The organism is Acinetobacter sp. X9 (genome assembly GCF_054889255.1).
Genome location: NZ_CM142679.1, coordinates 417927 through 444634 on the forward strand (window position 1 = coordinate 417927; position 26708 = coordinate 444634).

26 protein-coding genes are annotated in these 26708 nt (G+C 40.0%); 15 read left to right on the plus strand and 11 right to left on the minus strand.

All coding sequences use genetic code 11. The features are described 5' to 3' along the window. Positions 1–54 precede the first annotated feature (54 nt). A complete protein-coding gene (gene ribA, locus ACYU0V_RS02020; RefSeq protein ID WP_002116908.1) occupies positions 55–657 on the minus strand; it encodes a GTP cyclohydrolase II in 603 nt (200 codons plus the stop codon). 303 nt (positions 658–960) lie between these two features. Here ribA and dxs point away from each other — a divergent pair, with 303 nt between their 5' ends. From dxs to ACYU0V_RS02065, 9 genes are all read left to right on the plus strand, one after another. After that, positions 961–2865 carry a 1-deoxy-D-xylulose-5-phosphate synthase gene (gene dxs / locus ACYU0V_RS02025; RefSeq protein WP_461848851.1) on the plus strand — a complete coding sequence of 635 codons (1905 nt, stop codon included), beginning with the start codon at positions 961–963 and terminating at the stop codon, positions 2863–2865. Positions 2866–2986: 121 nt separating this feature from the next. Further along, positions 2987–3817 carry an inositol monophosphatase family protein gene (locus tag ACYU0V_RS02030; RefSeq protein ID WP_002117045.1) on the plus strand — a complete coding sequence of 277 codons (831 nt, stop codon included), beginning with the start codon at positions 2987–2989 and terminating at the stop codon, positions 3815–3817. A 405-nt stretch (positions 3818–4222) separates the two neighbouring features. Then, the gene (locus ACYU0V_RS02035; protein ID WP_016143582.1) at positions 4223–6085 is read left to right on the plus strand and encodes a DEAD/DEAH box helicase; all 1863 of its coding nucleotides are present in this window, start codon (positions 4223–4225) and stop codon (positions 6083–6085) included. Between the two features lie 106 nt (positions 6086–6191). Next, a complete protein-coding gene (locus tag ACYU0V_RS02040) occupies positions 6192–6401 on the plus strand; it encodes a hypothetical protein (protein WP_078219745.1) in 210 nt (69 codons plus the stop codon). A gap of 90 nt (positions 6402–6491) precedes the next feature. Next, positions 6492–7310 (plus strand): ABC transporter ATP-binding protein, encoded by an 819-nt coding sequence (locus ACYU0V_RS02045; protein WP_044100001.1) that lies wholly within the window; start codon positions 6492–6494, stop codon positions 7308–7310. Beyond that, on the plus strand, positions 7307–8086 hold the full coding sequence (gene mlaE, locus ACYU0V_RS02050) for a lipid asymmetry maintenance ABC transporter permease subunit MlaE (RefSeq protein WP_049837392.1): 780 nt from the start codon (positions 7307–7309) through the stop codon (positions 8084–8086). The genes ACYU0V_RS02045 and mlaE overlap by 4 nt, the downstream gene beginning before the upstream one ends. Next, entirely contained in the window at positions 8086–8766 is a 681-nt protein-coding gene (gene mlaD / locus ACYU0V_RS02055) for an outer membrane lipid asymmetry maintenance protein MlaD (protein WP_104075313.1), read from the plus strand. The genes mlaE and mlaD overlap by 1 nt, the downstream gene beginning before the upstream one ends. Positions 8767–8792: 26 nt before the next feature. Next, positions 8793–9434 (plus strand): MlaC/ttg2D family ABC transporter substrate-binding protein, encoded by a 642-nt coding sequence (locus ACYU0V_RS02060; protein ID WP_002116826.1) that lies wholly within the window; start codon positions 8793–8795, stop codon positions 9432–9434. An 11-nt stretch (positions 9435–9445) separates the two neighbouring features. Beyond that, a complete protein-coding gene (locus ACYU0V_RS02065) occupies positions 9446–9733 on the plus strand; it encodes an STAS domain-containing protein (protein ID WP_005078357.1) in 288 nt (95 codons plus the stop codon). A gap of 72 nt (positions 9734–9805) precedes the next feature. Here ACYU0V_RS02065 and ACYU0V_RS02070 read toward each other — a convergent pair whose 3' ends face one another. Beyond that, the gene (locus tag ACYU0V_RS02070) at positions 9806–10819 is read right to left on the minus strand and encodes a magnesium and cobalt transport protein CorA (RefSeq protein ID WP_002116978.1); all 1014 of its coding nucleotides are present in this window, start codon (positions 10817–10819) and stop codon (positions 9806–9808) included. Between the two features lie 158 nt (positions 10820–10977). On the opposite strand from ACYU0V_RS02070, the gene ACYU0V_RS02075 reads away from it, so the two are divergent. Together ACYU0V_RS02075 and ACYU0V_RS02080 are read left to right on the plus strand one after the other, a co-directional pair. Beyond that, positions 10978–11559 carry an LOG family protein gene (locus ACYU0V_RS02075; RefSeq protein ID WP_005804599.1) on the plus strand — a complete coding sequence of 194 codons (582 nt, stop codon included), beginning with the start codon at positions 10978–10980 and terminating at the stop codon, positions 11557–11559. Between the two features lie 14 nt (positions 11560–11573). Continuing rightward, positions 11574–11975: an NUDIX hydrolase gene (locus ACYU0V_RS02080; protein WP_199978362.1), complete on the plus strand. Its 402-nt coding sequence runs from the start codon at positions 11574–11576 to the stop codon at positions 11973–11975. Position 11976: 1 nt separating this feature from the next. Here ACYU0V_RS02080 and ACYU0V_RS02085 read toward each other — a convergent pair whose 3' ends face one another. Next, complete coding sequence (locus ACYU0V_RS02085) at positions 11977–12606, minus strand: ComF family protein (protein ID WP_461848856.1); 630 nt, start codon at positions 12604–12606, stop codon at positions 11977–11979. Beyond that, the gene (gene recG / locus ACYU0V_RS02090) at positions 12599–14644 is read right to left on the minus strand and encodes an ATP-dependent DNA helicase RecG (RefSeq protein WP_461848857.1); all 2046 of its coding nucleotides are present in this window, start codon (positions 14642–14644) and stop codon (positions 12599–12601) included. The genes ACYU0V_RS02085 and recG overlap by 8 nt, the downstream gene beginning before the upstream one ends. A gap of 20 nt (positions 14645–14664) precedes the next feature. Between recG and ACYU0V_RS02095 the strand changes: the two genes are divergently transcribed. Next, entirely contained in the window at positions 14665–15480 is an 816-nt protein-coding gene (locus tag ACYU0V_RS02095) for a Rossmann-fold NAD(P)-binding domain-containing protein (protein ID WP_461848858.1), read from the plus strand. A 79-nt stretch (positions 15481–15559) separates the two neighbouring features. Further along, complete coding sequence (locus ACYU0V_RS02100; protein ID WP_461848860.1) at positions 15560–16543, plus strand: putative solute-binding protein; 984 nt, start codon at positions 15560–15562, stop codon at positions 16541–16543. 46 nt (positions 16544–16589) lie between these two features. On the opposite strand, the gene plsB is transcribed toward ACYU0V_RS02100, so the two are convergent. Beyond that, a complete protein-coding gene (gene plsB / locus ACYU0V_RS02105) occupies positions 16590–19163 on the minus strand; it encodes a glycerol-3-phosphate 1-O-acyltransferase PlsB (RefSeq protein ID WP_005067259.1) in 2574 nt (857 codons plus the stop codon). 276 nt (positions 19164–19439) lie between these two features. On the opposite strand from plsB, the gene ACYU0V_RS02110 reads away from it, so the two are divergent. Both ACYU0V_RS02110 and ACYU0V_RS02115 read left to right on the plus strand, forming a co-directional pair. Continuing rightward, the gene (locus tag ACYU0V_RS02110; RefSeq protein ID WP_002116924.1) at positions 19440–20312 is read left to right on the plus strand and encodes an acyl-CoA thioesterase; all 873 of its coding nucleotides are present in this window, start codon (positions 19440–19442) and stop codon (positions 20310–20312) included. A 109-nt stretch (positions 20313–20421) separates the two neighbouring features. Next, positions 20422–21687 carry a dicarboxylate/amino acid:cation symporter gene (locus tag ACYU0V_RS02115; protein ID WP_032057363.1) on the plus strand — a complete coding sequence of 422 codons (1266 nt, stop codon included), beginning with the start codon at positions 20422–20424 and terminating at the stop codon, positions 21685–21687. A gap of 45 nt (positions 21688–21732) precedes the next feature. Here the strand turns inward: ACYU0V_RS02115 and ACYU0V_RS02120 are convergent, their stop codons facing one another. From ACYU0V_RS02120 to ACYU0V_RS02145, 6 genes are all read right to left on the minus strand, one after another. After that, a complete protein-coding gene (locus ACYU0V_RS02120) occupies positions 21733–22683 on the minus strand; it encodes a metal-dependent hydrolase (RefSeq protein WP_238516661.1) in 951 nt (316 codons plus the stop codon). Between the two features lie 124 nt (positions 22684–22807). Continuing rightward, positions 22808–23584, minus strand: coding sequence for a ribosome biogenesis GTP-binding protein YihA/YsxC (gene yihA, locus ACYU0V_RS02125; RefSeq protein WP_002116788.1), 777 nt, complete (start codon positions 23582–23584; stop codon positions 22808–22810). A 100-nt stretch (positions 23585–23684) separates the two neighbouring features. Continuing rightward, a complete protein-coding gene (locus ACYU0V_RS02130; RefSeq protein ID WP_461848863.1) occupies positions 23685–24122 on the minus strand; it encodes an RrF2 family transcriptional regulator in 438 nt (145 codons plus the stop codon). A gap of 87 nt (positions 24123–24209) precedes the next feature. Next, positions 24210–24974 (minus strand): globin domain-containing protein, encoded by a 765-nt coding sequence (locus ACYU0V_RS02135; RefSeq protein ID WP_014207751.1) that lies wholly within the window; start codon positions 24972–24974, stop codon positions 24210–24212. Between the two features lie 2 nt (positions 24975–24976). Next, positions 24977–25129 (minus strand): hypothetical protein, encoded by a 153-nt coding sequence (locus tag ACYU0V_RS02140; RefSeq protein ID WP_202744803.1) that lies wholly within the window; start codon positions 25127–25129, stop codon positions 24977–24979. Beyond that, a complete protein-coding gene (locus tag ACYU0V_RS02145) occupies positions 25119–26666 on the minus strand; it encodes a helicase HerA-like domain-containing protein (RefSeq protein ID WP_064786473.1) in 1548 nt (515 codons plus the stop codon). The genes ACYU0V_RS02140 and ACYU0V_RS02145 overlap by 11 nt, the downstream gene beginning before the upstream one ends. Positions 26667–26708 lie beyond the last annotated feature (42 nt).

Consider the following 26708-nt stretch of genomic DNA (forward strand, 5'->3'; position numbering starts at 1 on the left):
TTAAGAAATGTCTTAAAAATCCCTTCTTATTATCTTTAAATTTATAATTTTGTTTTAGAAATCATCTTTTTGATAAAGGTGATCCATGCGTTCACGTTTAGTTTTTAAATATTGTTCATTAAAAGGATTACGTCCAACCGTTAACGGAACACGACCAACCACATTAATACCTTGATCCTTGAGTGCCTGAATTTTCAAAGGATTGTTAGTAATTAACTTAACTTCTTTTACTTTTAAATGATCAAGCATAATGCTACACATGTCATAACGGCGTGCATCAGCAGGTAAATTTAAAAGTAAATTTGCATCTACCGTGTCATGACCTTGGTCTTGTAAGGCATACGCACGAATTTTATTTGTAAGTCCAATACCACGGCCTTCTTGACGTAAATATAAAATAACGCCTTGACCTGCTTCGTTGATGAGCTTTTGAGTTGCCTGTAATTGAGGGCCGCAGTCACATTTTAATGACGCAAAAGCATCACCTGTTAAGCATTCTGAATGAACACGTACTAAAACAGGGCCTGTGGGTGGATTTTCTAACCCTTTAGAAAGTGCCACATGTTCTTCACCTGATACTGGATCTTGAAACACAGAAATATTGAATTCACCAAAAGCAGTCGGGAGTTTTGATGTTGCAATGAACTCTATAGGCACAGATTAACTCATCTTTTAACCGAAAACGGTTTAAAGTATAGCGTAATGCTGGGAGATTGGTCGAATTGTCATAATCATTTTGAACACTAAGGTTTTCTTTTTTGTATAAAGAAGACGATAATAGTTGATAAATAGTCAGATTATTCAGGATAATCTGCCAACCATACCCATACTGTATGAGAGACTGCTTTGCATGACCTCGTTCGCAAATGTGGCTGATTGAAGGTGACTTCATTCGATTGTATGATCGACCCATTTTGACCCAGCTTAGGATTTGCCAGGCTTATAAAGGCTTTGCCACATATGTTGTATACCGAAATTCCAACTCAACGCCCTGTTACGCCATTGTTAGATGCAATTGATCATCCTCAACAATTACGTCAGCTCGAGCATAGCCAATTGGTTCAAGTGGCTGATGAGTTGCGTCAATATATTTTATATGCAGCAGGCCAGAGTGGTGGCCATTTCGGTGCTAACCTCGGCGTGGTTGAGCTGACGGTTGCGCTGCATTATTGCTTTAATACTCCAAATGACCGATTAGTTTGGGATGTAGGACATCAGGCGTATCCACATAAAGTCTTGACTGGTCGCCGTGAGCAAATGACAACAATCCGTGCTAAGAACGGTTTAGCAGCATTTCCAGCTAGAGAAGAATCAGTTTTTGATACTTTTGGCGTAGGGCATTCATCAACTGCAATTTCGGCAGGTTTAGGAATGTCTTTAGCACGTCGCTATCAAAATGACCCATGTGAAGTCGTTTGTATTGTGGGTGATGGCGCAATGACAGCAGGTATGGCATTTGAAGCCATGAACGATGCTGTGGCACACGATGCCGATTTAATTGTTGTACTTAATGACAATGACATGTCGATTTCTTGCAGTACAGGTGGTTTTGCTAAGCATTTAGCTGCAATTTGGGAAAAAGGTCATTTAGTTAATGTCGATGAACATGGTGAGGCTTATGTACAGCCGCATCCGAAATGGACGTACAACTCTCGTTTACATCAATCGGCAACAGATGCAGCCGATAATTTATTTAAAGCGATTGGTTTTGACTACTTCGGTCCTTTTGATGGACATGACGTAAATCAACTCGTTCAAGTATTTAATGCATTGAAAAAGCGTAAAGGTCCACGCTTAGTCCACGTCTATACTAAAAAAGGTAAAGGCTTTACTCCGGCAGAAGCTGACCCAATTACCTATCATGCAATTGGCAAAATTAATGCGACTTCAGCAGGTAAAACGCCACCAAAATATTCTGATGTATTTGGTCAATGGTTGTGTGACGAAGCTGCACAAGATGAACGTTTATTAGCGATTACCCCAGCCATGTGTGAAGGCTCGGGCATGGTTAAGTTTGCTAAAGAATTTCCAAAGCGCTTCTTCGATGTTGCAATTGCCGAACAGCACGCAGTAACACTTGCAGCAGGAATGGCGTGTGAAGGGTTAAAACCTGTTGTTGCAATCTATTCAACATTCTTGCAACGTGGTTACGACCAACTTATTCATGATGTTGCATTACAAAATCTTGATGTGACTTTCGGCATTGACCGTGCTGGTTTGGTTGGTGAAGATGGTCCAACTCATGCTGGTGCATATGACTATGCATATATGCGTACAGTTCCGAACATGGTCATCATGGCACCAAAAGATGAAAATGAATGCCGCCAGATGTTGCATACTGCCTATGCTTATAATGGGCCAGCAGCAGTACGTTACCCTCGTGGTGCTGGAGTAGGCGTTGAAATTCAGCAAGAGCTAACTGCTATTGAATTAGGTAAAGCTGAAGTAGTTGCTGAAATTAAACCTGCTTGTGATGAGCAGATTACAATTTTAGCGTTTGGTAGCCGCGTTATGGTTGCCATAGAAGCTGCTGAGCAGTTCGCACAAAAACATGATGTTGGTGTGCGTGTTGTAAATATGCGTTTTGTGAAACCACTTGATGAAAAAATTATTCGTGATTTGGCTGAACATACACATTTATTTGTCACTGTTGAAGAACACGCAATTATGGGTGGTGCAGGCAGTGCAGTAAATGAGTTCATGGCACAAGAACAAATTGTTAAACCTATCATTAATTTAGGTCTGCCAGATTTGTTTTTACAACAAGCATCACATGGTCAAATGCTACAAGATTGTGGGTTAGATGCTAAAGGTATTTTAAACTCAATTGAGCGAGCTTGGCTTAAGCTAAATCAGGTGGTTTAAGCCTTTAATAAAATTTTTGAAACATTTTTTCCCCTAAAGCGCATTCATTTGCTAAAATGTATGCGCTTTTATGCATTATTCTTTGTCAAAATCTTCAAACTTGTATTGTAGTGGGTGTTCAATGGAACCTATGGTGGTTATGGCTGCGCGTGCGGCTCAAACAGTTGGTCAAGAGCTTTTAAAAGCGCATCAAAATCGTCATAAACTCGATTTGCAAGTTGAAGAGAAAGGCATTGATGGCCCAGTAACACGTGTAGATCGTTATTTGGAACAATTGACGATTGATACATTACGTAAAAGTTATAAAAACCATAGCTTCTTAGGTGAAGAGTTCGGTTTGCAAGAAGGCAAAGGCCACGATGCAGACTGGTGCTGGGTAATCGACCCGCTTGATGGCACGCAAAACTTTATTAATGGTTTCCCTCATTTCTGTATTTCTATTGCAGTTCAGCATAAAGGCGTTACTCAGCACGGCGTAATTTACGACCCAGTACGTGACGAATTATTCTCTGCAAGTCGCGGTCGTGGTGCAGTTATGAACCAACGCCGTATTCGTGTAAATGTAAAAGATACTTTAGAAAATACATTCTTGGCAGTAGGCCATCCTTACCGCGCTAAACGTGCTGGTGAGATTGTATCTTATGCAGAACAACACTTTGCTTCATTATTAGCTGTGACTCAAGCAGGCGCACAAATTCGTCGTGGTGGTTCAGCTGCCCTAGATTTAGCATATGTTGCTGCTGGTCGTTTTGATGGTTTCTTTGAGCTGGGTTTAAAACCATGGGATATCGCTGCTGGTGAGCTTATTATTAAAGAAGCGGGCGGTGTAGTGGTTGACGCACGTGGTGGTAATGAGTCTCTTGAAAACGGTCAAGTGCTTGCAAGTTCACTCAAAATGCTAAAACCTTTAATGCAAACTGTAGTTCCAGCTTGGGGTCAAGCCGCAAAATAATTTAATTATTTATAAATAAAACCCTCTATTATCAGAGGGTTTTATTTTTTAAGCCATGGGTAAATTTTACTGAGTTCAATAAATATGAAGAAAGTTGATTAAAACACATGACTTTTAATTTCTTTCTGCTATAATCCGCCCACGCACTTAAATTTCCGTTCATTACCTGAACATTCTGTTCTATTCATTGTAAGCGCACGCTGTCCATAGAGAGGACCATTTCTTGCGCCCCGATCGCTCAGCGATTCTTCAGGTTCGGCCGTAATCAAGCGTGCGTTTAGTCCACATCGTCGTTACTCGGATTGCTGCTGAAAAAATGTTTCAGCTAACTTTGCTTTGCCGCTTTGTGCCGATGTCTATTTTGTATTTATTAAAAATGGAGCACCCACTAGGGTGAAACTCTCTATGAGCAAAACTTTTGCCGAATTTTCTTTGCATGAAACCTTACAACAAGCGCTTGAAGGTTTAGGTTTTACTACCCCGACTCCTGTGCAAGAACAATCTATTCCTGCAGCTTTAGAAGGAAAAGACCTTCTAGTATCTAGCCAGACTGGTTCTGGTAAAACTGCGGCATTTTTATTACCGACATTACATAATTTAGCTGGTCAAGAAACTTTTGTTCCGTTCAAAGAACGTATGAAAGCTGTGACCCAACCTAACATTTTAGTTTTATGCCCAACACGTGAATTGGCTCAACAAGTTAGCCAAGATGCGATTGCTTTCGTACGTCACATGAAAGGTGTTCGTATTGCTGCAATCATGGGTGGTATGCCTTTTGGTAAGCAAATCCAACAACTTAAAGGCGCACAAGTTATTGTTGCGACTCCAGGTCGTTTATTAGATTTAGTAAACCGTCGTCAATTAAAGTTAGATAAAGTTGAAGCTTTAATCGTTGACGAAGCTGACCGTATGTTAGACCTTGGCTTCTCTGAAGATTTAGAAGCGATTAGCGATTTAGCTGGTAACCGTCGTCAAACATTAATGTTCTCTGCAACTTTCGCTGACCGTATTATTCGTCTTGCTGAGCGCATGATGAATGAACCTGAGCGTATTGCAATTGAAACAGGTCACAGTACAAACACTGACATTACCCAAACTTTACACTGGACAGATGGTTTCGAACACAAGAAGAAACTTCTGACTCACTGGTTGGCTGATGAAACTCTTGATCAAGCGGTTGTATTCGCGAGCACTCAAGAAGATACAGATATGTTGGCTGAAGAACTTGCAGAAGCAGGTCACTCTGTAGTTGCACTTCACGGTGCAATGCCACAAACAGTTCGTAACCGTCGTTTACGTAGTATTCGTGAAGGTCGTGCAAAAATCTTGGTAGCGACAGACGTTGCTGCACGTGGTCTTGACGTACCGACAATTTCTCACGTAATTAACTTCGGTTTACCAATGAAACACGAAGACTATGTACACCGTATTGGTCGTACAGGTCGTGCTGGCCGTACAGGTCAAGCAATTACTTTAGCGACTTATCGTGAACGCGGTAAAATCCGTGCGCTTGAAGACTATTTAGATGCACGTTTAAGTGTTTCTGAAATTGAAGGCTTAGAGCCATCTCCACCTCCTGCTCGTTCAGGTCGTGATGGTGGTGGTCGTGGTCGTGGTGGCAACGGTGGTCGTGATGGTCGTCGTGGTGGCGGTTTTGGCGGTGGTCGTCGTTTTGAAGGCGAAAGCAACTTCAAACGCCGTGAAGGTGGTCGTGATGACCGTCCACGTCGTAGCTTTGATGACAAACCACGTGGTGAACGTCCATTCGGTGGCGAAGATCGTCCACGTCGCGAGTTCAATTCAGATCGCCCACGTCGTGAAGGTGGTTTCGAAGATCGTCCACGCCGTGAGTTCAACTCAGATCGTCCACGTCGTGAAGGTGGTTTCAACGATAAACCGCGTTTTGACTCAAATGATGACAACCGTGGTAACCGCGTAGATTACAAACCACGTCGTGAAAATGGTTTTGGTGATCGTCCAAAACGTAGTTTCGGTGGTGAAGATCGTCCACGTCGTAGTTTTGATGATAAGCCTCGTGGCGAGCGTCCATCATTTGGTGGCGAAGATCGTCCACGTCGTGAGTTCAACTCAGATCGTCCACGTCGCGAAGGTGGTTTTAACGATAAACCGCGTCGTAGCTTTGATGATAAACCACGTGGTGAGCGTCCAGCGTTTGGTGGTGAAGATCGTCCAAAACGTAGCTTCGGTGGTGAAGATCGTCCACGTCGTAGTTTTGATGATAAACCGCGTCGTAAATTCGACCGTTAATCAAAAGTTCGTTTAAAGAAAGGCCAGTAGAAATACTGGCCTTTTTTATTTTTCAGTTTTGTTATAAAATAACAAAGTGTGAATTGGTTCAATTTTTTATTAAATAATGAGTAAAAGTAAACGAAAAGAAACAATAGTGGCACAGTTGAAGAACTTATTAGTTCAGCACGGCTTGCCATATCTTTTTATTGCACTTGTTCTGTGTAATGGGGTTTATTTTGCCTATGCTTTTATAACTGGAAGTTCTATTGAGCAGTTTCAAATTTCTGAATTAACCTCTTTTTACGAACATACCTCTTCTATTTCTACCAACTAAGTTAGCTTTGCTTTTGTCAAAATAACAACAAGTTTGCCAATTTTCAGTGTTATAGTATGCGTGCATAAAAGTGCAGGAACGATTGCCATTATGAATAATAAAACTCCTCTCTCGACTCAACCACTTATTGAAGTGAAAAATTTGAGTTTTAATCGAGGGGAACGCGTCATTTATGACAATATTAGTTTAAATATACGTCGTGGCCAGATTACGGCCATTATGGGACCTTCTGGTACAGGTAAAACAACATTATTACGTCTGATCGGTGGACAGTTAGTTCCTGATCAGGGCGAAGTTTTGCTCGACGGTAAAGATATTGCAAAAATGTCCCGTCAGGAACTTTTTTCAGCCCGTGCACGTATGGGAATGTTATTTCAGAGCGGTGCTTTGTTTACGGATATGTCGGTCTATGAAAATGTGGCATTTCCAATTCGAGCGCACACGAAGCTTCCTGAAAATCTCATTGCTGAACTGGTTGCATTAAAACTTGAATCGGTGGGTTTGCGTGGTTCTGAACAGTTAATGCCGACAGAACTTTCAGGTGGTATGAATCGCCGTGTAGCATTGGCTCGCGCGATTGCACTTGATCCCGATTTAATCATGTACGATGAACCTTTTGCTGGTCAAGACCCAATTGTGAAAGGTGTTTTGACACGTTTAATTCGTTCACTACGTGAAGCGTTAGATTTAACAACAATTATTGTTTCGCATGATGTTGCAGAAACATTATCGATTGCTGACTACATCTATGTGGTAGCTGAAGGAAAAATTCAGGGAGAGGGTACACCTGAAGAGTTGCAAAAACATGCTTCTCCATTTGTACACCAATTCTTAACAGGTTCGGAAGAAGGACCAGTTGAATACCAGTTTAGTCAACAAGCTTATTTAAATAACGAGGTTCGTCCATGAATACGATTGCCTGGTTAGGTAGACTCGTTATTGAGCGGATTCGAGGCATTGGTGCTGCGGCACATATGCTCTTGCAGATTATTTTTTCACTTCCTACCAAGGGTGGTTTTGGTCGTTTTGGTTACCAAATGCACCGCGTAGGTGTGATGTCCTTACTTATTATTACCGTTTCTGGTTTGTTTATTGGTGCGGTTCTTGGCTTGCAGATGTATAGCATTTTGGTCACTTTCGGTGCTGAGTCGATGTTGGGTACAGCGATTTCGTTAACACTACTCCGTGAGCTTGCTTCTGTGGTTGCTGCATTGCTATTTGCAGGGCGAGCAGGTTCTGCATTGACTGCCGAAATTGGTTCAATGAAGCAAAGCGAACAGCTTGCCAGTATGGAAATGATTGGTGTTGACCCATTAAAACAAATCGTATCACCACGTCTTTGGGCAGGTATTGTCAGTTTGCCAATGTTAACTGTGATATTTGCCGCCATTGGGATTATTGGTGGCAAGATGGTCGGTGTTGACTTTTTAGGTGCTGATGAAGGCTCCTTCTGGAGTGGCATGCAAAATACAGTGCGTTTCGGGCATGACATTATCAATGGCACGATTATTAAAAGTATTGTTTTTGCTTTGATTTGTACATGGGTCGCTGTTTATCAAGGCTATGCCTGTGATCCGACACCAGAAGGCATTGCAACGGCAATGACCCGGACGGTTGTGTATTCTTCATTATGTGTTTTAGGTTTTGATTTCGTGTTGACTGCGGTCATGTTCGGAGGGATTTAATGAAATCACGTAGTAGTGAACTGGCCGTTGGTATCTTTGTTATTATCTTCGGTATTGCATTGTTTTTCTTAGCAATGAAAGTTAGTGGGCTTGTTGGTACGAACTTAAGTGATAGTTATACCATGAAGGCTCAATTTGATAACGTCAATGGGCTAAAGCCACGTGCTAAAGTAACAATGAGCGGTGTCACAATTGGTCGTGTTGATTCAATTACACTTGATCCGGTTACGCGTTTGGCTACCGTAACATTTGGTTTAGATGGAAAGTTGACAAGTTTTAATGCTGAGCAGCTAAAAGAAGTTCAAAAAAATGCTTTAGATGAACTACGTTATAGTTCTGACTATACGCAGGCTTCTCCAGAGCAACAAAAAGCAATGGAACAGCAACTGATCAGTAACATGTCCTCCATCACCAGTATTGATGAAGATGCTTATATAATGGTTGCAACCAATGGTTTGTTGGGTGAGAAATATTTGAAAGTCGTTCCAGGTGGTGGTTTAAACTATCTTAAACGTGGCGATACAATTTCAAATACCCAAGGAACCATGGATTTAGAAGATTTAATTAGTAAATTTATTACTGGTGGTGGCGCAGGTAAAGTTGCCGCTGGTTCATCCTCAGCAGAAGAAAAAGCTCCTGCAAGTACCGACAGCAGTGCACAGCCGTCATTTGTTGAGTAAGAGTTTATTTGAAGGAGTGGTTCCAGGTGAATACGTTGTTTAAACAAACCCTGACAGCAAGTCTTTTGTCTACTATGATTGCAGGTACAGCTTTTGCTGCACCTTCAGAAGCACCACCTGATTTTATCAAGCGTGTTGCTGATGGCTTGATCGCTCGTTTAAAAGCAGATCATGCTAAGTTGCAGAACAATCCTGCTTTAGTAAAATCAATTGTACGTCAGAACTTAGACCCGTATGTTGATTCACAAGCGTTCACTCGTATTGTGATGGGTACTTATGCGACGAATCAGTATAGTACAGCTGCACAGCGTGCTCAGTTTGAAACAAACTTCCGTAATACATTAATTGAAAATTACGGTAGCGCATTTGCTAAATATACAAATCAAAGTTATACCATGCGTCCTTACAAGGCAACTGCGGGTAAAAACCCTGTAGTGACATTGGACTTTAATCACAATGGTGAAAAAATTCCTGTTTCTTTCCAGTTAGCTGACAAAGGTACTCAATGGAAAATCCGTAATATCAATGTCTCTGGTATTGATCTAGGATTACAGTTCCGTAATCAGTTTGCTGCAACAGTGAAACGCAATGGCGGTGATTTAAATAAAGCAATTGCAACTTTCCAACCTGATGCAGACGCGGCTGTTAATCAAAACAAAAAGAAATAAGTAGGTGACGTGTGGTTCAGTATCTCAACCAACAATTGGTTGTTTCGGGAAAAATTGATTTTGAAAATGCGGAACAACAGTATCAAGCAGGTTTGGCTATCATAAAGAAGCAGCAAAGCTTCCCACTTGTGGTGGATTTAACTGAGCTTGAGCATGGTAGTACTTTGGCATTGGCTGTTTTAGTTCAATGGTTACGAGAGACTCCAAAAAATACTGGTTTGCATTTTAAAAATGTCCCTGAAAAAATGCTGAAGATCATTCAAGCCTGTCATTTGCAGGATGATCTGCAAATGATCTGAAGTTTTTGATGTAAAAAAGCACCTATATTTAGGTGCTTTTTTATGCTCGAAATTAGCATTTTATTACAAAGCTTAGATCCATTTTTTCCAGCGGAAATAAATGATCGGCCCAATAAAGAAACCCATAATAATCAGCAAAACAACGAAGAAACTGGTCGTACCATGTGCAAAAGGTAATACGTCTGTGTTCATACCGTAAATACTGGCAATAAGCATCGGAGGAGCTAACATACTTGGTAAGATCGAGAATCGACGAATCGTGTCATTCTGTTCTGTGTTAATGAATCCAGACGTCGTATCAAGTAAGAATCGTACTTTTTGGAATAAGAACGCATCATGTTCTACCAGTGAGCGCACATCTTCACTGAGCTCTCGAATGTCTGCATCATAAATATGACTGCCTAATGCACGTGGACGCGATAAGAAAGTAAGTACACGTCTTAAATCAATGAGACAAAGCTGCGCTTTCCCTAGCATGTCTTCTTGTTGAGCTAGGCGTGTAATCATGTCATCGAGATCTAGAATTTTTTCACGTTGGTGGTTATTAAGAACCTCGGTGGAGTATTTTTCTAAATCTTTGTGGATATCTTCTAAGATATCCGCAAGCTCATCGAGTTTTGCTTCAAGAAGGCCTAATAAAATCCAGGTAGGATCTTTATAGTCCATGTCATAGTCATTTCGGCGAGCACGGGCACGAAAGGCACGAAACGCAACTAGTTTTTCTCCGCGCATCGTAAAGAGGCGGTCTTTATGTAAAATGAAAGCTACGGTTTGCACCATGGCAAGCATATGTGATGATTCTTCAGCATCGCCATCCACCTGATAATTTTTATTTTTCGTTAAAAAATAAGTACTGATGTGCAAAATACCGTCATCATCACGGTAAAATCGTGCAGAAGATGAAATGTCTTCAAGCGACTTTAGTGTTGGTAAATTTTGGTCATAGGCATCTAATACCCATTGTTGCTCTTCTTGCGAGGGTGCAATAAGATCAAGCCAGACTAATTCGGGATGTAGATCAAATCCACCATTGATGGTGGCATCTTCCAGACTTCCGCGTTCTGTGGCATAAAAGGCTTCAAGCATGTGTCTTTTTTCCTCACGCAGTCTGATGGAAATGGATGGGTGTATTTTAGACAAGGATTTGCCGAAAAACACTTGCCAATACGCTATTTTGCAAAAAAAAACTCTATCGATAGTTTAGTTTGTCAGCATGACAGTTCAATAAAACGGTTTTTTACACTATGAAATCAATTTGTATTTTCTGTGGTTCATCTCTTGGTTCAAACCCAATTTTCCAACAAATTGCCCAAGCTACAGGCGAGGCTATTGCAAAACAAGGGAAGACCTTGGTTTATGGTGGTGGTCGCTCAGGCCTAATGGGTGTAGTTGCCGATAGCGCCTTACAAGCAGGTGGACAAGTCATTGGCGTGATCCCTCGTGCTTTAGTTGATCGTGAGTTAGCTCATCCGGGTTTAACCAGATTATATGTGGTTGAAAATATGCATGAGCGTAAAACCAAGATGGCGGATCTTTCAGATGGCTTTATTGCTTTGCCTGGGGGTGCTGGTACATTGGAAGAAATCTTTGAACAATGGACCTGGGCACAATTAGGTATTCATCAAAAGCCATGTGCTTTCTTAAATGTAGCGGGCTTTTATGAAGATTTACTTAAAATGATTCAAGGCACGGTGGATAATGGATTCAGCCAAGCACGGTTCGTTGATAAATTGATCGCCTCAGACAAAATTGAAGATATTCTTCAACAGTTTGAGCAATATCAGGCTCCTGCTCCAAAATGGACAAATGCAGATGTTCAACCATAAACGAGGTTAAATAGGTGAAAACAATTACGGTCGCTGCCGCAGTGATCTTAAATGAGCAAAATCAGTTGTTGCTTGTAAGAAAACATAATACACATGCTTTTATGCAAGTGGGTGGCAAGCAGGAACCTAATGAGGCGCCAGAAATCACCATGCAGCGAGAAATTTTAGAAGAAGTTGGAAGCTCTTGTGTGATTGAGCAATTTATTGGTCATTTTGAAACAGCAGCTGCCAATGAGCCAGATCATATTTTGGTGAGTCATTTATATCTTGTTAAGCTCGATCAGGCTCCTAAAATTGCAGCCGAAATTGCAGAAATGAAGTGGATAGATTTAAATGATTCTGAAACTCCACTTGCACCATTGACCAGAGAAATTGTCATTCCTTGGTGTGAAGAGTATTTATCTATACTGCAATAGCTTAACTCTTCGGCGTTGCTGCTAGGCACGCCGTATGAATGGATGTGCAGCCTAATTGTTTAAGTGCTTGACTGAGCGCATTTACAGAGCTTCCCGTGGTTATCACGTCATCAATAATGAGAACACGGCGATAACGTCGTTTCTCTTGATGATGGGGTAAAAATTGTTGTTCGATATTTTCAAAGCGTTCTAGTCGAGAAAGTCCTTTTTGAGCGTGTTCATTTAAGCGTTGAATTGGTTGCCAAACAGGTATTTTTAAGTGTTTGCTTAAGATATTGGCAAGTAGCAAAGACTGATTGAAACCACGTTCAATTAAACGTTGATTGGAAATAGGCATGGGTACGATCGCTTGTACCTTGGGAAATTTTAATTGTTTTAAAATTTCACCTAATAAGATCTGATAATGTAATTTTTGTTCATATTTAAACTGCTGAATGATCCGGTTAATTGGATAAGCATAATTACAGGCCACAAGAACAGATTGATTATTACGTTGAATCGTTTGTTTAAGCCAAGGTAGCTGTTCCCAACAGTCTTTACAGAGTGATGATTTTTCTCGCATGCCTAACTCGCACAATGAGCAAGATGAAAATAACTGAATAAGAGGTTGGAAGTTTAAAAAATTAAACATAGGCGTAGCGAGGCGCCTCAGGAAGCCAACGTTTTAAAAGAGCATCTGCCTGTTCTGGATAATCTTTTAAAACTTGCTGTGCTACATAGTGAGCCTGACTCAGTAGGTGATCATCTCGCTCTAATCGAGCCACTCTAAATCCCATATCTCCGGTTTGTTTAGTCCCTAGTAATTCACCCGGTCCACGTAATTCCAGATCTTTTTCCGCAATCACAAAGCCATCATTACTTTCTCTTAAAATAGAAAGTCTTTCTTGTCCATTTTGAGAGAGAGGCGTTTTATATAAAAGTACGCAAAAACTGGCTTGAGCACCTCGACCTACGCGGCCACGCAATTGGTGTAACTGAGAAAGGCCCAAGCGCTCAGCATTTTCAATGACCATAATAGAAGAGTTAGGAACGTCTACTCCAACTTCAATCACTGTCGTTGCGATAAGAAGTTGTAATTCATTATTTTTAAATGCTTGCATGACGGCTTGCTTTTCATCGGCTTTCATTTTGCCATGCACCAAACCAATATTGAGTTCAGGAAAACGTTCTTTCATCTCTTGGTAAGTTGCTTCTGCTGCTTGAGCATCTAAAGTCTCAGATTGCTCAACCAATGTGCATACCCAATAGGCCTGTTTCCCATCTCTACAATTCGAAGCAATTCGTTGCAGTACTTCCTCACGACGATCAAGTGGAATCGTAACGGTTTGAATAGGTGTACGGCCCGGTGGCAACTCATCAATTATGGATGTGTCTAAATCGCCATACGCACTCATTGCCAGTGTTCTCGGAATCGGAGTAGCTGTCATCACGAGTTGATGTGGGGTGAATTGCTCAGCACCTTTATTACGTAAAGCTAAACGTTGATCTACACCAAAACGATGTTGTTCATCAATAATCACTAATCCTAATTTGGCAAACCCGACGTTATCTTGAAATAGGGCATGTGTACCAACAATAAGTTCCGCATGGCCTTCTTTAATTTGCTGCTCTGCTTGAGCACGCGCTTTACCTTTTTGTTTGCCAGATAACCATGCCACGGTTACACCTAATGGTTCAAACCAACGTTTAAAGTTTAAATAATGCTGTTCTGCAAGAATTTCAGTCGGAGCCATTAATGCAACCTGCCAATCTGCTTCTAAAGCATGGCAAGCGGCTACAGCGGCAACCAAGGTCTTTCCAGCACCAACGTCACCTTGTACTAGGCGTAGCATAGGTTGTTGTTGTTTTAAGTCATTTAAAATTTCTTTAGATACACGTTTTTGTGCATTGGTCATTTGAAATGGTAAAGCTTCTAATAGTTTTTTAGCTAATACTTTACTGCTTGAAAATGCAGGTGACGCAATTTGACGAATATAAGCACGGCGATTAAGTAAACTAATTTGGTGTGCAACTAGCTCTTCAAAAATAAGCCTTTGCTGTGCGGGGTGCGAGCCTTGAGCCAATTGCAGCATGTTGGCATCCACGGGAGGCTCATGAATGTAATACAAAGCCTCTTTAAGCGCATAGCCATTGGTATATTGTTTTGAGAGTAGCTCTGGTAAGGCGTCACTATGATGCTTTAAAGCTTGTTTAACGTATTCGCGTAATTTAGGTTGAGTTAACCCATCCGTACTTGGATAAATTGCTGTAAGCTGAGTTTTTGGTAGAGGTGTATGTTCATAAATGAGCTGAATTTCAGGATGATACATCTCAAGGCCGCGAGCACCTACACGGACTTCACCAAAAATGCGTAAGCGATGACCGGGTTTTATTTTATCAGTCAGGTTTTTATAAATATGATAAAAGCGTAAGGTGACTTTACCGAATTCATCTTGCACTAAGGCTGCCATGGATTTTCTTTTTCCCGGAGGGAAATCAATTGATTTGACTTCGCCTTCAAGTAAATAGCTACGTCCAACCACAAGTTGATTCATCGGAATAATCGTACTTCGGTCTTCATAATCACGTGGCAGATGAAACAGTAAATCATCTGTGGTAAAAATATTTAGTTTTTCGAGCAGGGCTGCTGAAGCCGATCCAACGCCTTGTAACTGATGGACTGAAGTCATGTCCCCTCAACGAGTTTTCTATGCATATATTATTTATCGGTTATGGTAAAACATCTCAGCGTGTTGCTAAACAACTATTTGAGAAAGAACATCAAATTACCACAATCAGCAGTAGTGTAAAAACGGATAGTTACGCAACACATCTTGTCCAAGATATTTTTTCGCTCGATTTAAGTAAAATTGAACCTGTAGATGTTGTATATATTTTACTTTCTCCAAAGGAGAGTACGGTTGAGGGCTATCAGAAAACTTATGTTGATAGTATTGAACCGATTCGAGAAGCATTAAAAATACATCCAGTGAAAAAAATAATCGTTGTCTCTTCTACGCGGGTATATGGTGAAAATAGAGGAGAGATTATTGATGATTTTAGTGAAATTCATCCAAATGATGAGCAAGGCCATATATTACGTAATATGGAACTCCTTTGGCAGAAACATTATCCAGCTCAATGTGTAATTATTCGCCCTACAGGTATTTATGGAACTTCTATTGTCCGTTTAAAAAAAATGGCTGAAAATAATCAAAGCTATCCAAATATACATTATAGCAATCGAATACATATTGATGATCTAGCAAGATTTTTGGCTTTTATGGCTGATTATGAAACTCATCAAGCGAGCTATATTGTGACTAATAACCAACCATTACCTTTGCATGAAGTTATCGCATGGTTTCAAAAACAATTGGGATTGCCAGAATTAACTTTAGAATCAAACCAAATTTCAGGTAAAAGAATTTATGCAAAACATTTATCTACAACAGGTTTTCAGTTAGAACATCCGATTTGCTTTAATGACTATTTATTATGTTTAAATGTTCATAGCACTAAATGAAATTTTGATTAAACTTTAAATAAGAACATAAATACCTGATGAGGCAGTCAAATTGCCGATAAAGATAAAAAGGTTGAAAGTGAAAAAAATTTGTTTAGCTCTTATCTTGAGCGTAACAGCTGTTGCGAGTTGGGCCGAGGATCAGGTGTGGTGTGCCTATGATCCTATCGGGTCCCAAGGGGATATTACTCGCCGTTTAAATGACATTCGGCTATATGCTCAGCAATATCAAGTCAAATTTAAAGTGGTTACCTATCAAAAAGAACAGCAGGCCATACAAGCTTTTGATGATGGGAAATGTTCAGGTTTAGCTGCATCCAATTTCAATACTTATCGTTATAACCAGTTTATGGGAAGTACCGCGGGTATAGGGCTTATTCCTAATAATCGTACGGCCAAAAGCTTTTTGCAGCTTTTAAATCACCCTACAATTGAGAAAAGGCTGGTTTCTAAGAATTATGAAGCTGTAGGAATGATTCCAATTGGAACTGCTTACATGGTTCTAAAAAATAAGAAGCTCTCTAGAGTCGCTCAATTAAGAAATCAACGTATTGGGGTGCTACCTAATAATCCACCACAACAAGCATTGGTACGAAGTGTAGGTGCTCAGCCAGTTTATGTTGATTTATCAAACGCGATTGCGCAGTTTAAGCAAAATAAAATCGATATTATTGCTGCCCCAGTATATGGATTGTTGCCATATAACTTACAAAAAGAATTTGGATCAGATACTCAAGTCATCAATTTTCCTTTGGCATATTTCGGTGTCAATTTAATTATTAAACCGCAAGCTTATCCTGCTAATTTTGGCCGAAAAATCCGAGGATGGTTTGTTCATAATAGCCAATTGCTGACGAATCGTGCGACACAATGGGAGAATCATTTACCTGCTTATTATTGGGTGGATGTCTCTTTTTATGAAAAGCAAAGTTATGATGTAATGGTTGCCAAAATACGTAATCAGTATGTTCTTTCAGGTTATTACGATGCTTATTTCGTTCAGCTTATGAAGCGTTTACGTTGTATGGACGATCCACGTTATTTTGAATGTCCAATTCGCTAATAAAATAAAAGGCAACCGAAGTTGCCTTTTATTTTGACTGAAGACTTTAAGCTTTTTTGCGTTTTAAACGGCGTTTAGCTTGTTGAGATGCCATTGCTTCAAGAGCATCTTTTAATTCTTCGTCAGTAAAGGTAGTGATGTGCTGTAACATTTGTAAGGTTACTTCATCAAGCACCAACTGTGCCCCAGCAGCCATTTGACGGAAGTTATCATCAAACTCAATTTGGCCTTGGTCATTGGTACGAATATAATTTTGTTGTGTAAGTACTTTTAAGAAGCTTTGGAATAAAGCTTTATCGAAGAACTCTGGCGAATTAAATTCATAGAGAACTGATAAACGTTGTCCTAATAAATGACTTAACTCTTCAACTTGTTTAGCAGAGATATTACCTGAACCACGTTGAGTAATGAGCGCAAGTGTCATGTAGTAACGCTCAAGACTTTGCTTAACTGGCGTTGCTAAAACAACAAGCTGATTATGCTCTTCTGTATTTGGCGCAGAGCTAATCAAGTTACCTTCATCGTCTTGTTGAATAAGGTTAGATTGAACTAGAGCATCTGCATATTGCTCAACTTGTGCCTTAAGCTCGCTACTCTTCCATTTAAGGAATAACTCAGCTTTCAAGAATGGATAGAGCGTATAGATGACATTAGTTAAATCTGAACGACTGATTTTTCCATTATGCTCAACAAGTGATGCTACTAGAGAAGGTAAAACAAAGGCGTGCAAGATGTTATTACGGAAGTAAGTCAAAAGAACAGCTTGATTATCTTCAATCGCAATAATATCGCCAAGCGCATGCTGAACGCGTTTAATGAGTTTAAGCTTTAAACCATACGCAATAATTTCTTTACCAGAAAGTGGCGTTACTTCCATACGTTGGTCATATGGGAAGTTCGATGCCAAGTTACGATAAGCTTCTAGCTGCTTAATACAAATTTCTTCATCAAGCGTATGCTTTGGAGTTGCAAGCAAAATAATAGAAAGTAAAGAAACAGGGTTTATCACCACAGCTCGGTTAATATTTTCTAAAATTGCATGTGCAGAGCTATTTACTGCATCTGAAACAGCTTGAGGAATTGGGTCGTCATTTTTCTCGATATAAACGTTTTCTGCATTATGTTGCTTAAGCAGATCATCAAGGAAAACGGGTTCACCAAAGTTCACGTGGACTTTACCAAAGATACGTTCAATTTTTCGTAAGGTTTTCACAATACCAAAAATAGATTCGGCTTCTTTTGGCTTACCTTGCATTTCGCCTACGTAAGTTGAGCCTTCCATAAGTCGTTCATAACCAATATAAGTTGGTAAGAAAACGATAGGTTTAGCACGGCCACGTAAATGGCTGTGAACTGTCATGGCAAGCATACCGGTTTTAGGCGGTAATAAACGTCCAGTACGTGAACGTCCACCTTCAATAAAGTATTCAAGAGGCGTGTTGCGTGACAAAATACTATATAGATATTCTTTAAATACAGTAGTGTAGAGTCCATTTCCACGGAAAGAGCGGCGAATGAAGAATGCACCGCCACCACGTAGAAGCTGTCCAACAAAAGGTAAGTTTAAGTTATCGCCCGCAGCAATATACGGAACCATTAAGCCACGTTTATAGATGACATATGACAATAGTAAATAGTCAATGTGACTACGATGGCACGGTGTATAGACAACTTCATAGTCTTTCGCTAGTTCACGAACCGTACTAAAGTTATGTACTTCTACGCCGTCATAAAGCTGGGTCCATAGGCGTGTTAAGGCAAGATCGGCAAAGCGCACTGCTGAGTGCGAATAATCCGATACGATTTCATTCACATAGCCAATCGCACGGCGTTCAGCTTCAAGCATGCTCACTTTTCCGCGAATACTTTCACGGCGGATTGCTTCTTGCACATCACGAGATTTAACAACCGATTGCATGACATTGCGGCGATCCGACAAATCGGGGCCTAACACGACTTCACGCTGACGGTCTAAATAATCATTTAACGTACTTACAATATAAGTTGCTGGTGAAAGATTTGGATAATGCTGCTGTGCATATTCAACCAATTCACGTAGCGATTGTGGTTCATGAAATTCTAAATAAGACTGACGGCCATGCAAACCAATATTAACCAGCTGCTTAACTGTGCTTGGTGTTGCCCATGTGTCTGAAAATAATAATTTAAACCAAGAATCTTCTTTATCTGGCGAACGGCCCCATAAAACTGTAACCGGAACAAGCTCTATATCAAGTTCAGGGTTTTCTTGTAAAACTTCAATCAGTTTTATTAAACGCGGTGGAAAAGCATGAGGAGGCGGATTCAGTAAATTATTTTCATCATTGTGCTGTAAAAATAAAACTGATGCTTTTTCCTGATGAGTACCCACAATGAGTGGGTCTAACGCAGGTTTTAAATTTAAACGACGCGTTTCTCCATCAACCACTAAAGCATTGCTTCGAGAGTGGTTTTGTAAGACGTAACAAACCACTTTTTGGCGGTCAGTTTTTGCTTCTGTTTCTGTTGTTTCTGATACTGGTTCAGTAGGAACTTCCCCAAGAACATGTGGTGTTACCACGAGGTCAAGTAGTTTACTCGAAAGCCGACGATACATTTGACCAAACCCACTCTTGGACATAAGAACTCCTACTTCTTAAAGACAAATCCCAGCACCAAATGCAGAGGGTAATTATTTTGCGGCATTTATTAAAAAAAACAATATGCTACTTTCTTATAAATTATAATGCTTTTGGCATATTTTATCGTTAAAAATCGTATTTTTAGCTGTTATATGAGCAATCTTCGTCAGAAGTTGACTGATTGTTCCATGTTCAAATAGTTTTTTATGGCACAATAGATTCTACACATCTGTACTTTAATACGATTTTTTACCTGAAATATGAAGGTATCTCTCATGAATGCGTTAACCCAAGAACTTGTCGATCTTCTTACTTTAGAGAAGCTAGAAGAAAATATTTACCGTGGCATAAGTCGTAATCTCGTCGGTAAACGTGTCTTTGGTGGACAGGTTTTGGGTCAGGCTTTACGTGCAGCATCTTATACAACCGATCGTCCAGCGCATTCTTTGCATGCATATTTTTTATATGGCGGCGATATTAATGCCCCAATTATCTATGAAGTAGACCGTTTACGTGATGGGAAGAGTTTCGTAAGCCGTCAGGTTCGTGCAATTCAACATGGACGAGTTATTTTTTCGGCGATGGTTTCTTTTGCTAACCCCGAAGAAGGCTTGAACTATCAACATCAAGAGCCAGAGTATCCCGCACCAGAGACTCTTAAATCTGAAAATGAGCTCAAAGAAGGTATTTTAAATTTCGTACCTGAAAATGTTCGTGCTAGTTTCATGCGTGAGCGCCATGTAGAAATTCGCCCAATTGATCCGGTAAATCCGTTTCAGCCTCAACCTGAAGCTCCTTATAATGCGCACTATATCCGCACACATGACCGTATTCCAAAACAATTAGATGATATTGCTTTGCATCAAGCAATTGTTGCGTTTTATTCAGACTTTACCTTAATGACAACTGCTTTGAGACCGCATGGGCTTAGCTATATTTCTCCAAGTTTACAGTGTGCAAGTATTGATCATGCCATCTATTTTCATCGTCCGCTGCGCGCTGATGAATGGATGCTTTACGATATGGAAGCAACAGTCAGCGCAGCTTCTCGCGGCTTGAACTTTGGACGTATGTGGCAAAATGGCCAACTTGTATGCAGTACCGTGCAAGAGGGTTTAATTCGTTTGCGCGAAATTGAAACGCAATAAGCTTATTTATAAAGCCATCTCATGAGATGGCTTTTTTATTTTTAATTGAAACGATGTGACAAAAAATTGCTCGTATGAAAAGCAAGCTCATGTCATATTTGCAAAAGGATTGCCAACTGAAAAAAATAATGCTGATATGAACTTAAATACACAAATTCTTATTGCGGCCATTTTAGGCTTAGCCTTTGGTTTTATATTAACGTTGTATCCCGATACTGCGTTTGTAAAACATAGTTTATATGGGTTAGGCATATTAAGTAGTGTCTTTATTGGGCTGCTTAAAATGTTGTTGGTGCCTTTGATTTTTAGCTCGATTGTTGTGGGTGTATCTAATTTGCAGGCGGGAGGGCAGTTAGGTCCAGTCTGGAAAATTACCTTTTTATGTTGTTTGACTACAACAACATTAGCTTTAATTTTAGGTATAAGTTGTGCTCATCTATTTGAAGTAGGGCGCGGTATAGATATCTCTATTTTCCAAACATCTATGCAAAACTATCAGGCACCAGATAGTTTAAATCCTGCAAGTTTTTTCACTAATTTTATTCAAAATACATTAATTAACCCATTTAAAGCATTTAGCGATGGTAACGTTTTAGCTGTTGTGGTGTTTGCACTATTTGTTGGTGTTGCTTTAGTCCATGGCGGTGAGCGTTTTAAAAGTATTCGCGTATTAAGTCATCAATTTTTTGAAATGATGATGATGCTAGTCGGCTGGGTAATGAAGCTAGCACCTTTGGGTATTTTTGCTTTATTAGCAAAGTTAATGGCAACGGAAGATATTTCGGTACTCAGTCGTTTGGCTGAGTTTGCTGTTGTAGTGACAGGGACTACCATTTTTCATGGCGCTGTTGTTTTACCGTTACTACTTTGGATTTTTGGCCGCATGAGTCCTTGGGCTTTTTTCAAAGGAACACGTACAGCACTAATTACAGCATTTGCAACCAGCTCTAGTTCTGCCACAATGCCCCTTAGTATGAAATGCGCACAGGAAAACTTAGGGGTTCGTCCGCAAACAGCTGGTTTTGTAATTCCTTTAGGTACACAGCTTAATATGGATGGCACAGCACTATATGAAGCAGCCGCTGCATTGTTTGTAGCAAATTTGGTGGGGCTAGACTTAAACCTGACACAACAAATTATTGTGTGTTTAACAGCAATGATTGCATCACTAGGGGCCCCTGGCATTCCAAGTGCTGGTATGGTTACCATGATTATGGTTTTACAGTCTGTAGGTTTACCGGCTGAAGCAATTGCAATTTTACTTCCGATTGATCGCCTATTGGATACGGTAAGAACAGTGGTAAATGTGCAGGGTGATATGATGATTAGCGTGGTTGTTGACCGTTATACAAAAGATAAAGATATCAGTGTCTAATCTCCTAAATAAAAAAGCAGGATTTTAAATCCTGCTTTTTTATTTTTAAGCCGCTTGTAACTCGGCTCTTTTTGCTGCTGGAGATTGCGATAAATAACTTACCGCATCTTCAGTGCTGCCTTCTTTAACTGGATCATACCAAGGCATGAGGTAATCAATTTGTTGGGCAATCAGCCAAAATGGATTTGGTAGCACTTGGTTATCTTTGCGACTAATCTTAAACCATTCTACAGCAACCCATACTGGGAAAAATCTGGATTTAGTTGCATCAGCAAAACGTGGATCTTGTTTCATAATATGTGCAGCGCCGTCTACCCATAATCCAAGCACCAGTACAATCACTGCAAGACTTAAATAGTAGCGTGGAATATATCCACCACCCAAATGGCGATATAAATCAAAAGCAACGGTACGGTGTTCAATTTCTTCTGAACCATGCCATTTAACTAGATCGACCATTTCAGGGTCAGCGCCTAATTCTTCCCAACGCGTGTTATAGAGTGCATATTTACCCAACACACAGGTCATATGCTCAACAGTTGCAATAACGCCTAAACGGAAAAGGTCCCATTGTCCTTGTAGAAATTGAGGGACTTCTTTGTCGAATGGTTTATCTGCTAAGGCAGTAGTAAATAGATAATTCATAATGTCCAGATTTCGCTGGATATCAATATTACGTGCGCTTAAATATTCTTTATTGGCAGAAGTATGCGCATTGGCATGCATAGCTTCTTGGCGGATAAATGCTTGCACATCTTGTTTAAGTTTTTCATCTTTAATTTGCGGTAAAACTTTATTGTACAAACGGCAAAACCAGAATTCTCCAGCAGGTAAGATGTTATTAATTTCATTAATAAAATAACTTGCGAAAGGCTGATTTGGAATCCAGTCAACAGGGGTATCTTTCCAGTCAAATTTTACTTTACGTGGAAGAATTTTATAGTCAATAGAAGAACCTAAAGCCTTGTTCTTCAAAAAAGATAACAATTTCATCATTTAGTCCTGATTTTTAACTCGATGAAGTTATAACGAGTATAAAAAAAGCCCCTACATTTGTGTTTAGCAATAGGGGCCAATTTGAAAATAAATTTAATAAAGAAATTGTATCTGTTTTGACGATTTACTCTTCAGTATCCTCATCTGATGCTTCAGGGATCGCGTCAACGTCAAATTCTGGTTCTTGATCAAGCGTAAAATGCAGGCGTCCAGCCATAACACTTGCTAGTTCTTCTAAACCTAATTTATTAAGTGATGAGAAAAGTTGAATCGAGAAATCAAGCTTCATTTTTTTCAGTTGTTGCTTAACTTCTAATAGCACTTTGTTTGCAGGGCCACGATTAAGTTTGTCTGCTTTCGTTAAGAGAATATGAACAAAGAGATGACGTGAATAAGCCCACTCTAGCATCATCATGTCGAAATGCTGTAGAGGATGGCGAATATCCATTAGTAATACTAAGCCTTGTAAGCTTTTACGATGGATTAAATAGTTCTCTAATTCTTTTTGCCATACTCGTTTCATATCTTCAGGTACGGCTGCATAGCCATAGCCAGGAAGATCGACTAAACGTTGATCAGGATTACCTAAACTAAAGAAGTTAATCATCTGGGTACGGCCAGGTTTTTTAGAGGCGCGCGCTAACTGTTTTTTATTGGTTAATGCATTGATAGCACTGGACTTACCGGCATTTGAGCGTCCTGCAAAAGCGATCTCGTAGCCACTATCTTCAACACAAAGTGCCAATTTAGGTGCACTCATTAGAAACTCAGCTTGGCGTAACCAGTTGAGTGATTGCACAGCATATGCTGTGATCGCTGGATCTGGTTTCTTTTCATAGCTGATCTTTTGCTTGGGTGCGAGTCTGGCTTTGGTGTCTTTCGATTTTTCACTACGACGCATAAAAAATAACTTTTTAAATGAGAGGGCTCGCGCCTAGTATAAAGGAGCTTGGGTATTCTTGCTAATTTTCAATAAGTCGAGTTATCAAAATCAGTAGAGCTTAGATTTGTAAAAATGCAATAGGGGCGTTGGCAGGAGCAGATTTTGATTGCTGCAAAACTTCTCCGAGTGTGTATTGATCTAGACTTTGGTAAAAGCTCTCTAAAGCCTGATCTAAAATACCTTTTAAACCACAGTGACTGCGTAATACACAAGGTGGTGTATTACATTCAACAATTTGATTGTCGCCCTGTAATATTCGAACAATTGAACCTAAATTTGAGTTAAGTGCCTCTGGATTTAAGCGAATTCCGCCGCCTTTTCCACGAATGGTAATAATCCATTCCTGCTTGCCCATGAAGTGAACAACTTTAACTAGATGGTTTTGTGAAACATGCAAATCTTTCGCGATTTCTGCAATCGTGTAGGGTGCATCACTTGGGCGTGCAACATACATTAAGAGTCGTAATGCATAATCGGTAAATTTATTAAGCTGCATGATCACCAAAAATGGAAGAGATTAAAAGGATGATCATCTTAGCCTGAAAGTCTAAATAAGAAAACTTTCAGGCAAGAGGTTTTTACATTACAGCGTTAAAGGGGCTGAAACCTGTACTTGATCACCAACTCTATAATGCTCAAGTAGAATATTAGCAACTGAAAACTCAGTATGATTTTCTTCAGGCTGCACTTCAAAGTGATACGAGTTATCTTCTTGAGCTTCAGTAAATTTAAAAGCTTTCGGTTGTTCAAGTTGTTGCTCGGGAACTTGTACTTTAACTGAAATAAAGGCATTTGCTGGGCTAGTCAGTACGTCTTCATGGTCAGTTGCTTTTAAAGTGAAGCGTTTGCCAGATTCCAGAGGATCAATTTGAGTAATTTCAAATGAACGCCAGCCAGCCCATCCACCTTTTAAGCTTTCAAGTTGTTCATATTTTTGTTTTTCAACACCAATCAAGATATCAGCCAACTGTAAGTATGCTTGTTTCCACGCTTCAATAAGCTCTGATTCGAATGGCACGTTGAGTACTTCACTAATTGAATGAAGCAAGTTGTCCCCAACAATTGCATATTGGTCTGGTTGAATATCTAAGCTCACGTGTTTAGTGGTGATGCGTTCTACCGCTTTAGCGAGCACGGTAGGGTTCTCAATATTTTCTGCATAAGCAAGTACAGCAGCTGCAAGAGCACGTGGCTGACGTAAGCTGGTTTGGTCATCTAAATTAAAAACATTTTTTAATTCGGGATTGTTATTAAGCATGCGCTTATAAAAGTATGTAGTCAGCGTAACGCCGTGTTCACGTAAAACCGGTACAGTAGATTTAACAAGTTCAATTTGTTGTGGAGTCATGGCTAGACCTTATTTATCTGGCTATATAAGATGTATTTAAAATACATCTTTAAAAAATTAATGGCAATAACTTTTTCATAAAAAACCATAAAAAAATTAGGGGATATAAAATCCCCTAAAATTAACGCAATTTTTTTAATATTTTTATTTACCAAATAAAGAGCCGAGCAAGCCTCTTACAAGTTTTTGTCCCGTACTTCCTCCTAAGCTACGTGCAGCACTTTTAGCAAAAGTTCCAACAATGTCTTGTGTGAGTTTAGCTCGTTCACGGGCTGCTCTTTCTTCCTCTTTTAATTGCTCACGTGCCAAGCGCTCCTGCTCTTTAGCTTGCTGTTTTGCTAAAGTTTCTTGTTCTTTAGCTTGTTGTTTTGCAAGTTCGGCGTCTTGCTGTTGTTGTTCGCGCTCAGCAACTTTATTCTGTAGCATTTCATAGGCACTATCACGATCTACAGCTTGTTCATAAACGCCAGCAATAATACTTTGCGAGATTAAAGTCTGACGCTCTTCTGGAGTGATCGGTGTAAATGCAGAGTACGGAGGCATAACCCAACCACGTTCTACAATCTGTGGTGTACCTTGTTCATCTAGACAGCTAATGAGTGCCTCACCAACACCAAGTTGGGTAATAGCTTCATCAACTTTAAAATCGGGATTAGCACGGAAAGTGTCTGCTGCGGTTTTTACAGCTTTTTGATCTTTAGGGGTGAATGCACGTAATGCATGTTGAACGCGATTACCAAGTTGACCCAGAACGCTTTCGGGTAAATCGAGTGGGTTTTGAGTAATAAAGTAGATACCCACCCCTTTGGAGCGGATTAAACGTACAACTTGTTCAATCTTGTCTTGGAGTGCTTGGCTGGCATTATCAAATAATAAGTGAGCTTCATCAAAGAAAAACACGAGTTTAGGTTTATCCATGTCACCGACTTCTGGTAGCTGTTCAAATAGCTCTGAAAGCATCCATAAGAGGAAAGTGGCATATAACTTAGGTGTATTCATGAGCTTGTCGGCAGCAAGAATATTGATATAGCCATGTCCGTTTGCATCGGTTTGGATAAAATCCAGAATATTTAAAGCTGGTTCCCCAAAGAACTGTTCTCCACCTTGGTCGGCAAGAGCGAGTAAGTTGCGCTGAATGGCACCTAGGCTGGCTGGTGATAAATTGCCATATTCAGCTTTAAATTCAGCTGCATGTTCACTCACAAAAGTGATCATGGCTTTTAAATCTTTAAAGTCGACTAAAAGTAAACCTTGGTCATCTGCAATACGGAATACAGCAGATAAAACACCTTCTTGGGTATCATTTAAGTTTAGTATGCGAGCCAATAAAATTGGCCCAATTTCAGAAATAGTGGTTCGGATAGGATGACCTTGCTGACCAAATAAATCCCAAAAAACAACTGGGTTCGCTGCGAATGGAACACTATCAATTTGTAAAAGTTTTAAGCGTTCATTAAATTTATCCGAAGCTTCACCAGCTTTTGCAAGACTCGAAACATCGCCTTTAGCATCGGCAAGAAATACCGGCACACCGATTCGAGAGAAACTCTCTGCTAGAACTTTTAACGTAACTGTTTTACCTGTACCTGTGGCACCCGCAATAAGTCCATGACGGTTAGCAAACTGGGGAAGTAAAACAATTTCTTTTGATGTGTCCTTAATATTTTTAGCAATAACAATCGGTGTACCCATATATTTTTATCCTATGGTTTGAGTCACTATAATGTTGTCGTT

Bases quoted from the DNA above. Each gene is read 5' to 3' on its own strand.
- dxs (WP_461848851.1), top strand. From the start codon at position 961: ATGTTGTATACCGAAATTCCAACTCAACGCCCTGTTACGCCATTGTTA.
- ACYU0V_RS02030 (WP_002117045.1), top strand. From the start codon at position 2,987: ATGGAACCTATGGTGGTTATGGCTGCGCGTGCGGCTCAAACAGTTGGT.
- ACYU0V_RS02035 (WP_016143582.1), top strand. From the start codon at position 4,223: ATGAGCAAAACTTTTGCCGAATTTTCTTTGCATGAAACCTTACAACAA.
- ACYU0V_RS02040 (WP_078219745.1), top strand. From the start codon at position 6,192: ATGAGTAAAAGTAAACGAAAAGAAACAATAGTGGCACAGTTGAAGAAC.
- ACYU0V_RS02045 (WP_044100001.1), top strand. From the start codon at position 6,492: ATGAATAATAAAACTCCTCTCTCGACTCAACCACTTATTGAAGTGAAA.
- mlaE (WP_049837392.1), top strand. From the start codon at position 7,307: ATGAATACGATTGCCTGGTTAGGTAGACTCGTTATTGAGCGGATTCGA.
- mlaD (WP_104075313.1), top strand. From the start codon at position 8,086: ATGAAATCACGTAGTAGTGAACTGGCCGTTGGTATCTTTGTTATTATC.
- ACYU0V_RS02070 (WP_002116978.1), bottom strand. From the start codon at position 10,819: ATGCTTGAAGCCTTTTATGCCACAGAACGCGGAAGTCTGGAAGATGCC.
- ACYU0V_RS02075 (WP_005804599.1), top strand. From the start codon at position 10,978: ATGAAATCAATTTGTATTTTCTGTGGTTCATCTCTTGGTTCAAACCCA.
- ACYU0V_RS02085 (WP_461848856.1), bottom strand. From the start codon at position 12,606: ATGTTTAATTTTTTAAACTTCCAACCTCTTATTCAGTTATTTTCATCT.
- recG (WP_461848857.1), bottom strand. From the start codon at position 14,644: ATGACTTCAGTCCATCAGTTACAAGGCGTTGGATCGGCTTCAGCAGCC.
- ACYU0V_RS02095 (WP_461848858.1), top strand. From the start codon at position 14,665: ATGCATATATTATTTATCGGTTATGGTAAAACATCTCAGCGTGTTGCT.
- plsB (WP_005067259.1), bottom strand. From the start codon at position 19,163: ATGTCCAAGAGTGGGTTTGGTCAAATGTATCGTCGGCTTTCGAGTAAA.
- ACYU0V_RS02110 (WP_002116924.1), top strand. From the start codon at position 19,440: ATGAATGCGTTAACCCAAGAACTTGTCGATCTTCTTACTTTAGAGAAG.
- ACYU0V_RS02120 (WP_238516661.1), bottom strand. From the start codon at position 22,683: ATGATGAAATTGTTATCTTTTTTGAAGAACAAGGCTTTAGGTTCTTCT.
- yihA (WP_002116788.1), bottom strand. From the start codon at position 23,584: ATGCGTCGTAGTGAAAAATCGAAAGACACCAAAGCCAGACTCGCACCC.
- ACYU0V_RS02130 (WP_461848863.1), bottom strand. From the start codon at position 24,122: ATGCAGCTTAATAAATTTACCGATTATGCATTACGACTCTTAATGTAT.
- ACYU0V_RS02135 (WP_014207751.1), bottom strand. From the start codon at position 24,974: ATGACTCCACAACAAATTGAACTTGTTAAATCTACTGTACCGGTTTTA.
- ACYU0V_RS02145 (WP_064786473.1), bottom strand. From the start codon at position 26,666: ATGGGTACACCGATTGTTATTGCTAAAAATATTAAGGACACATCAAAA.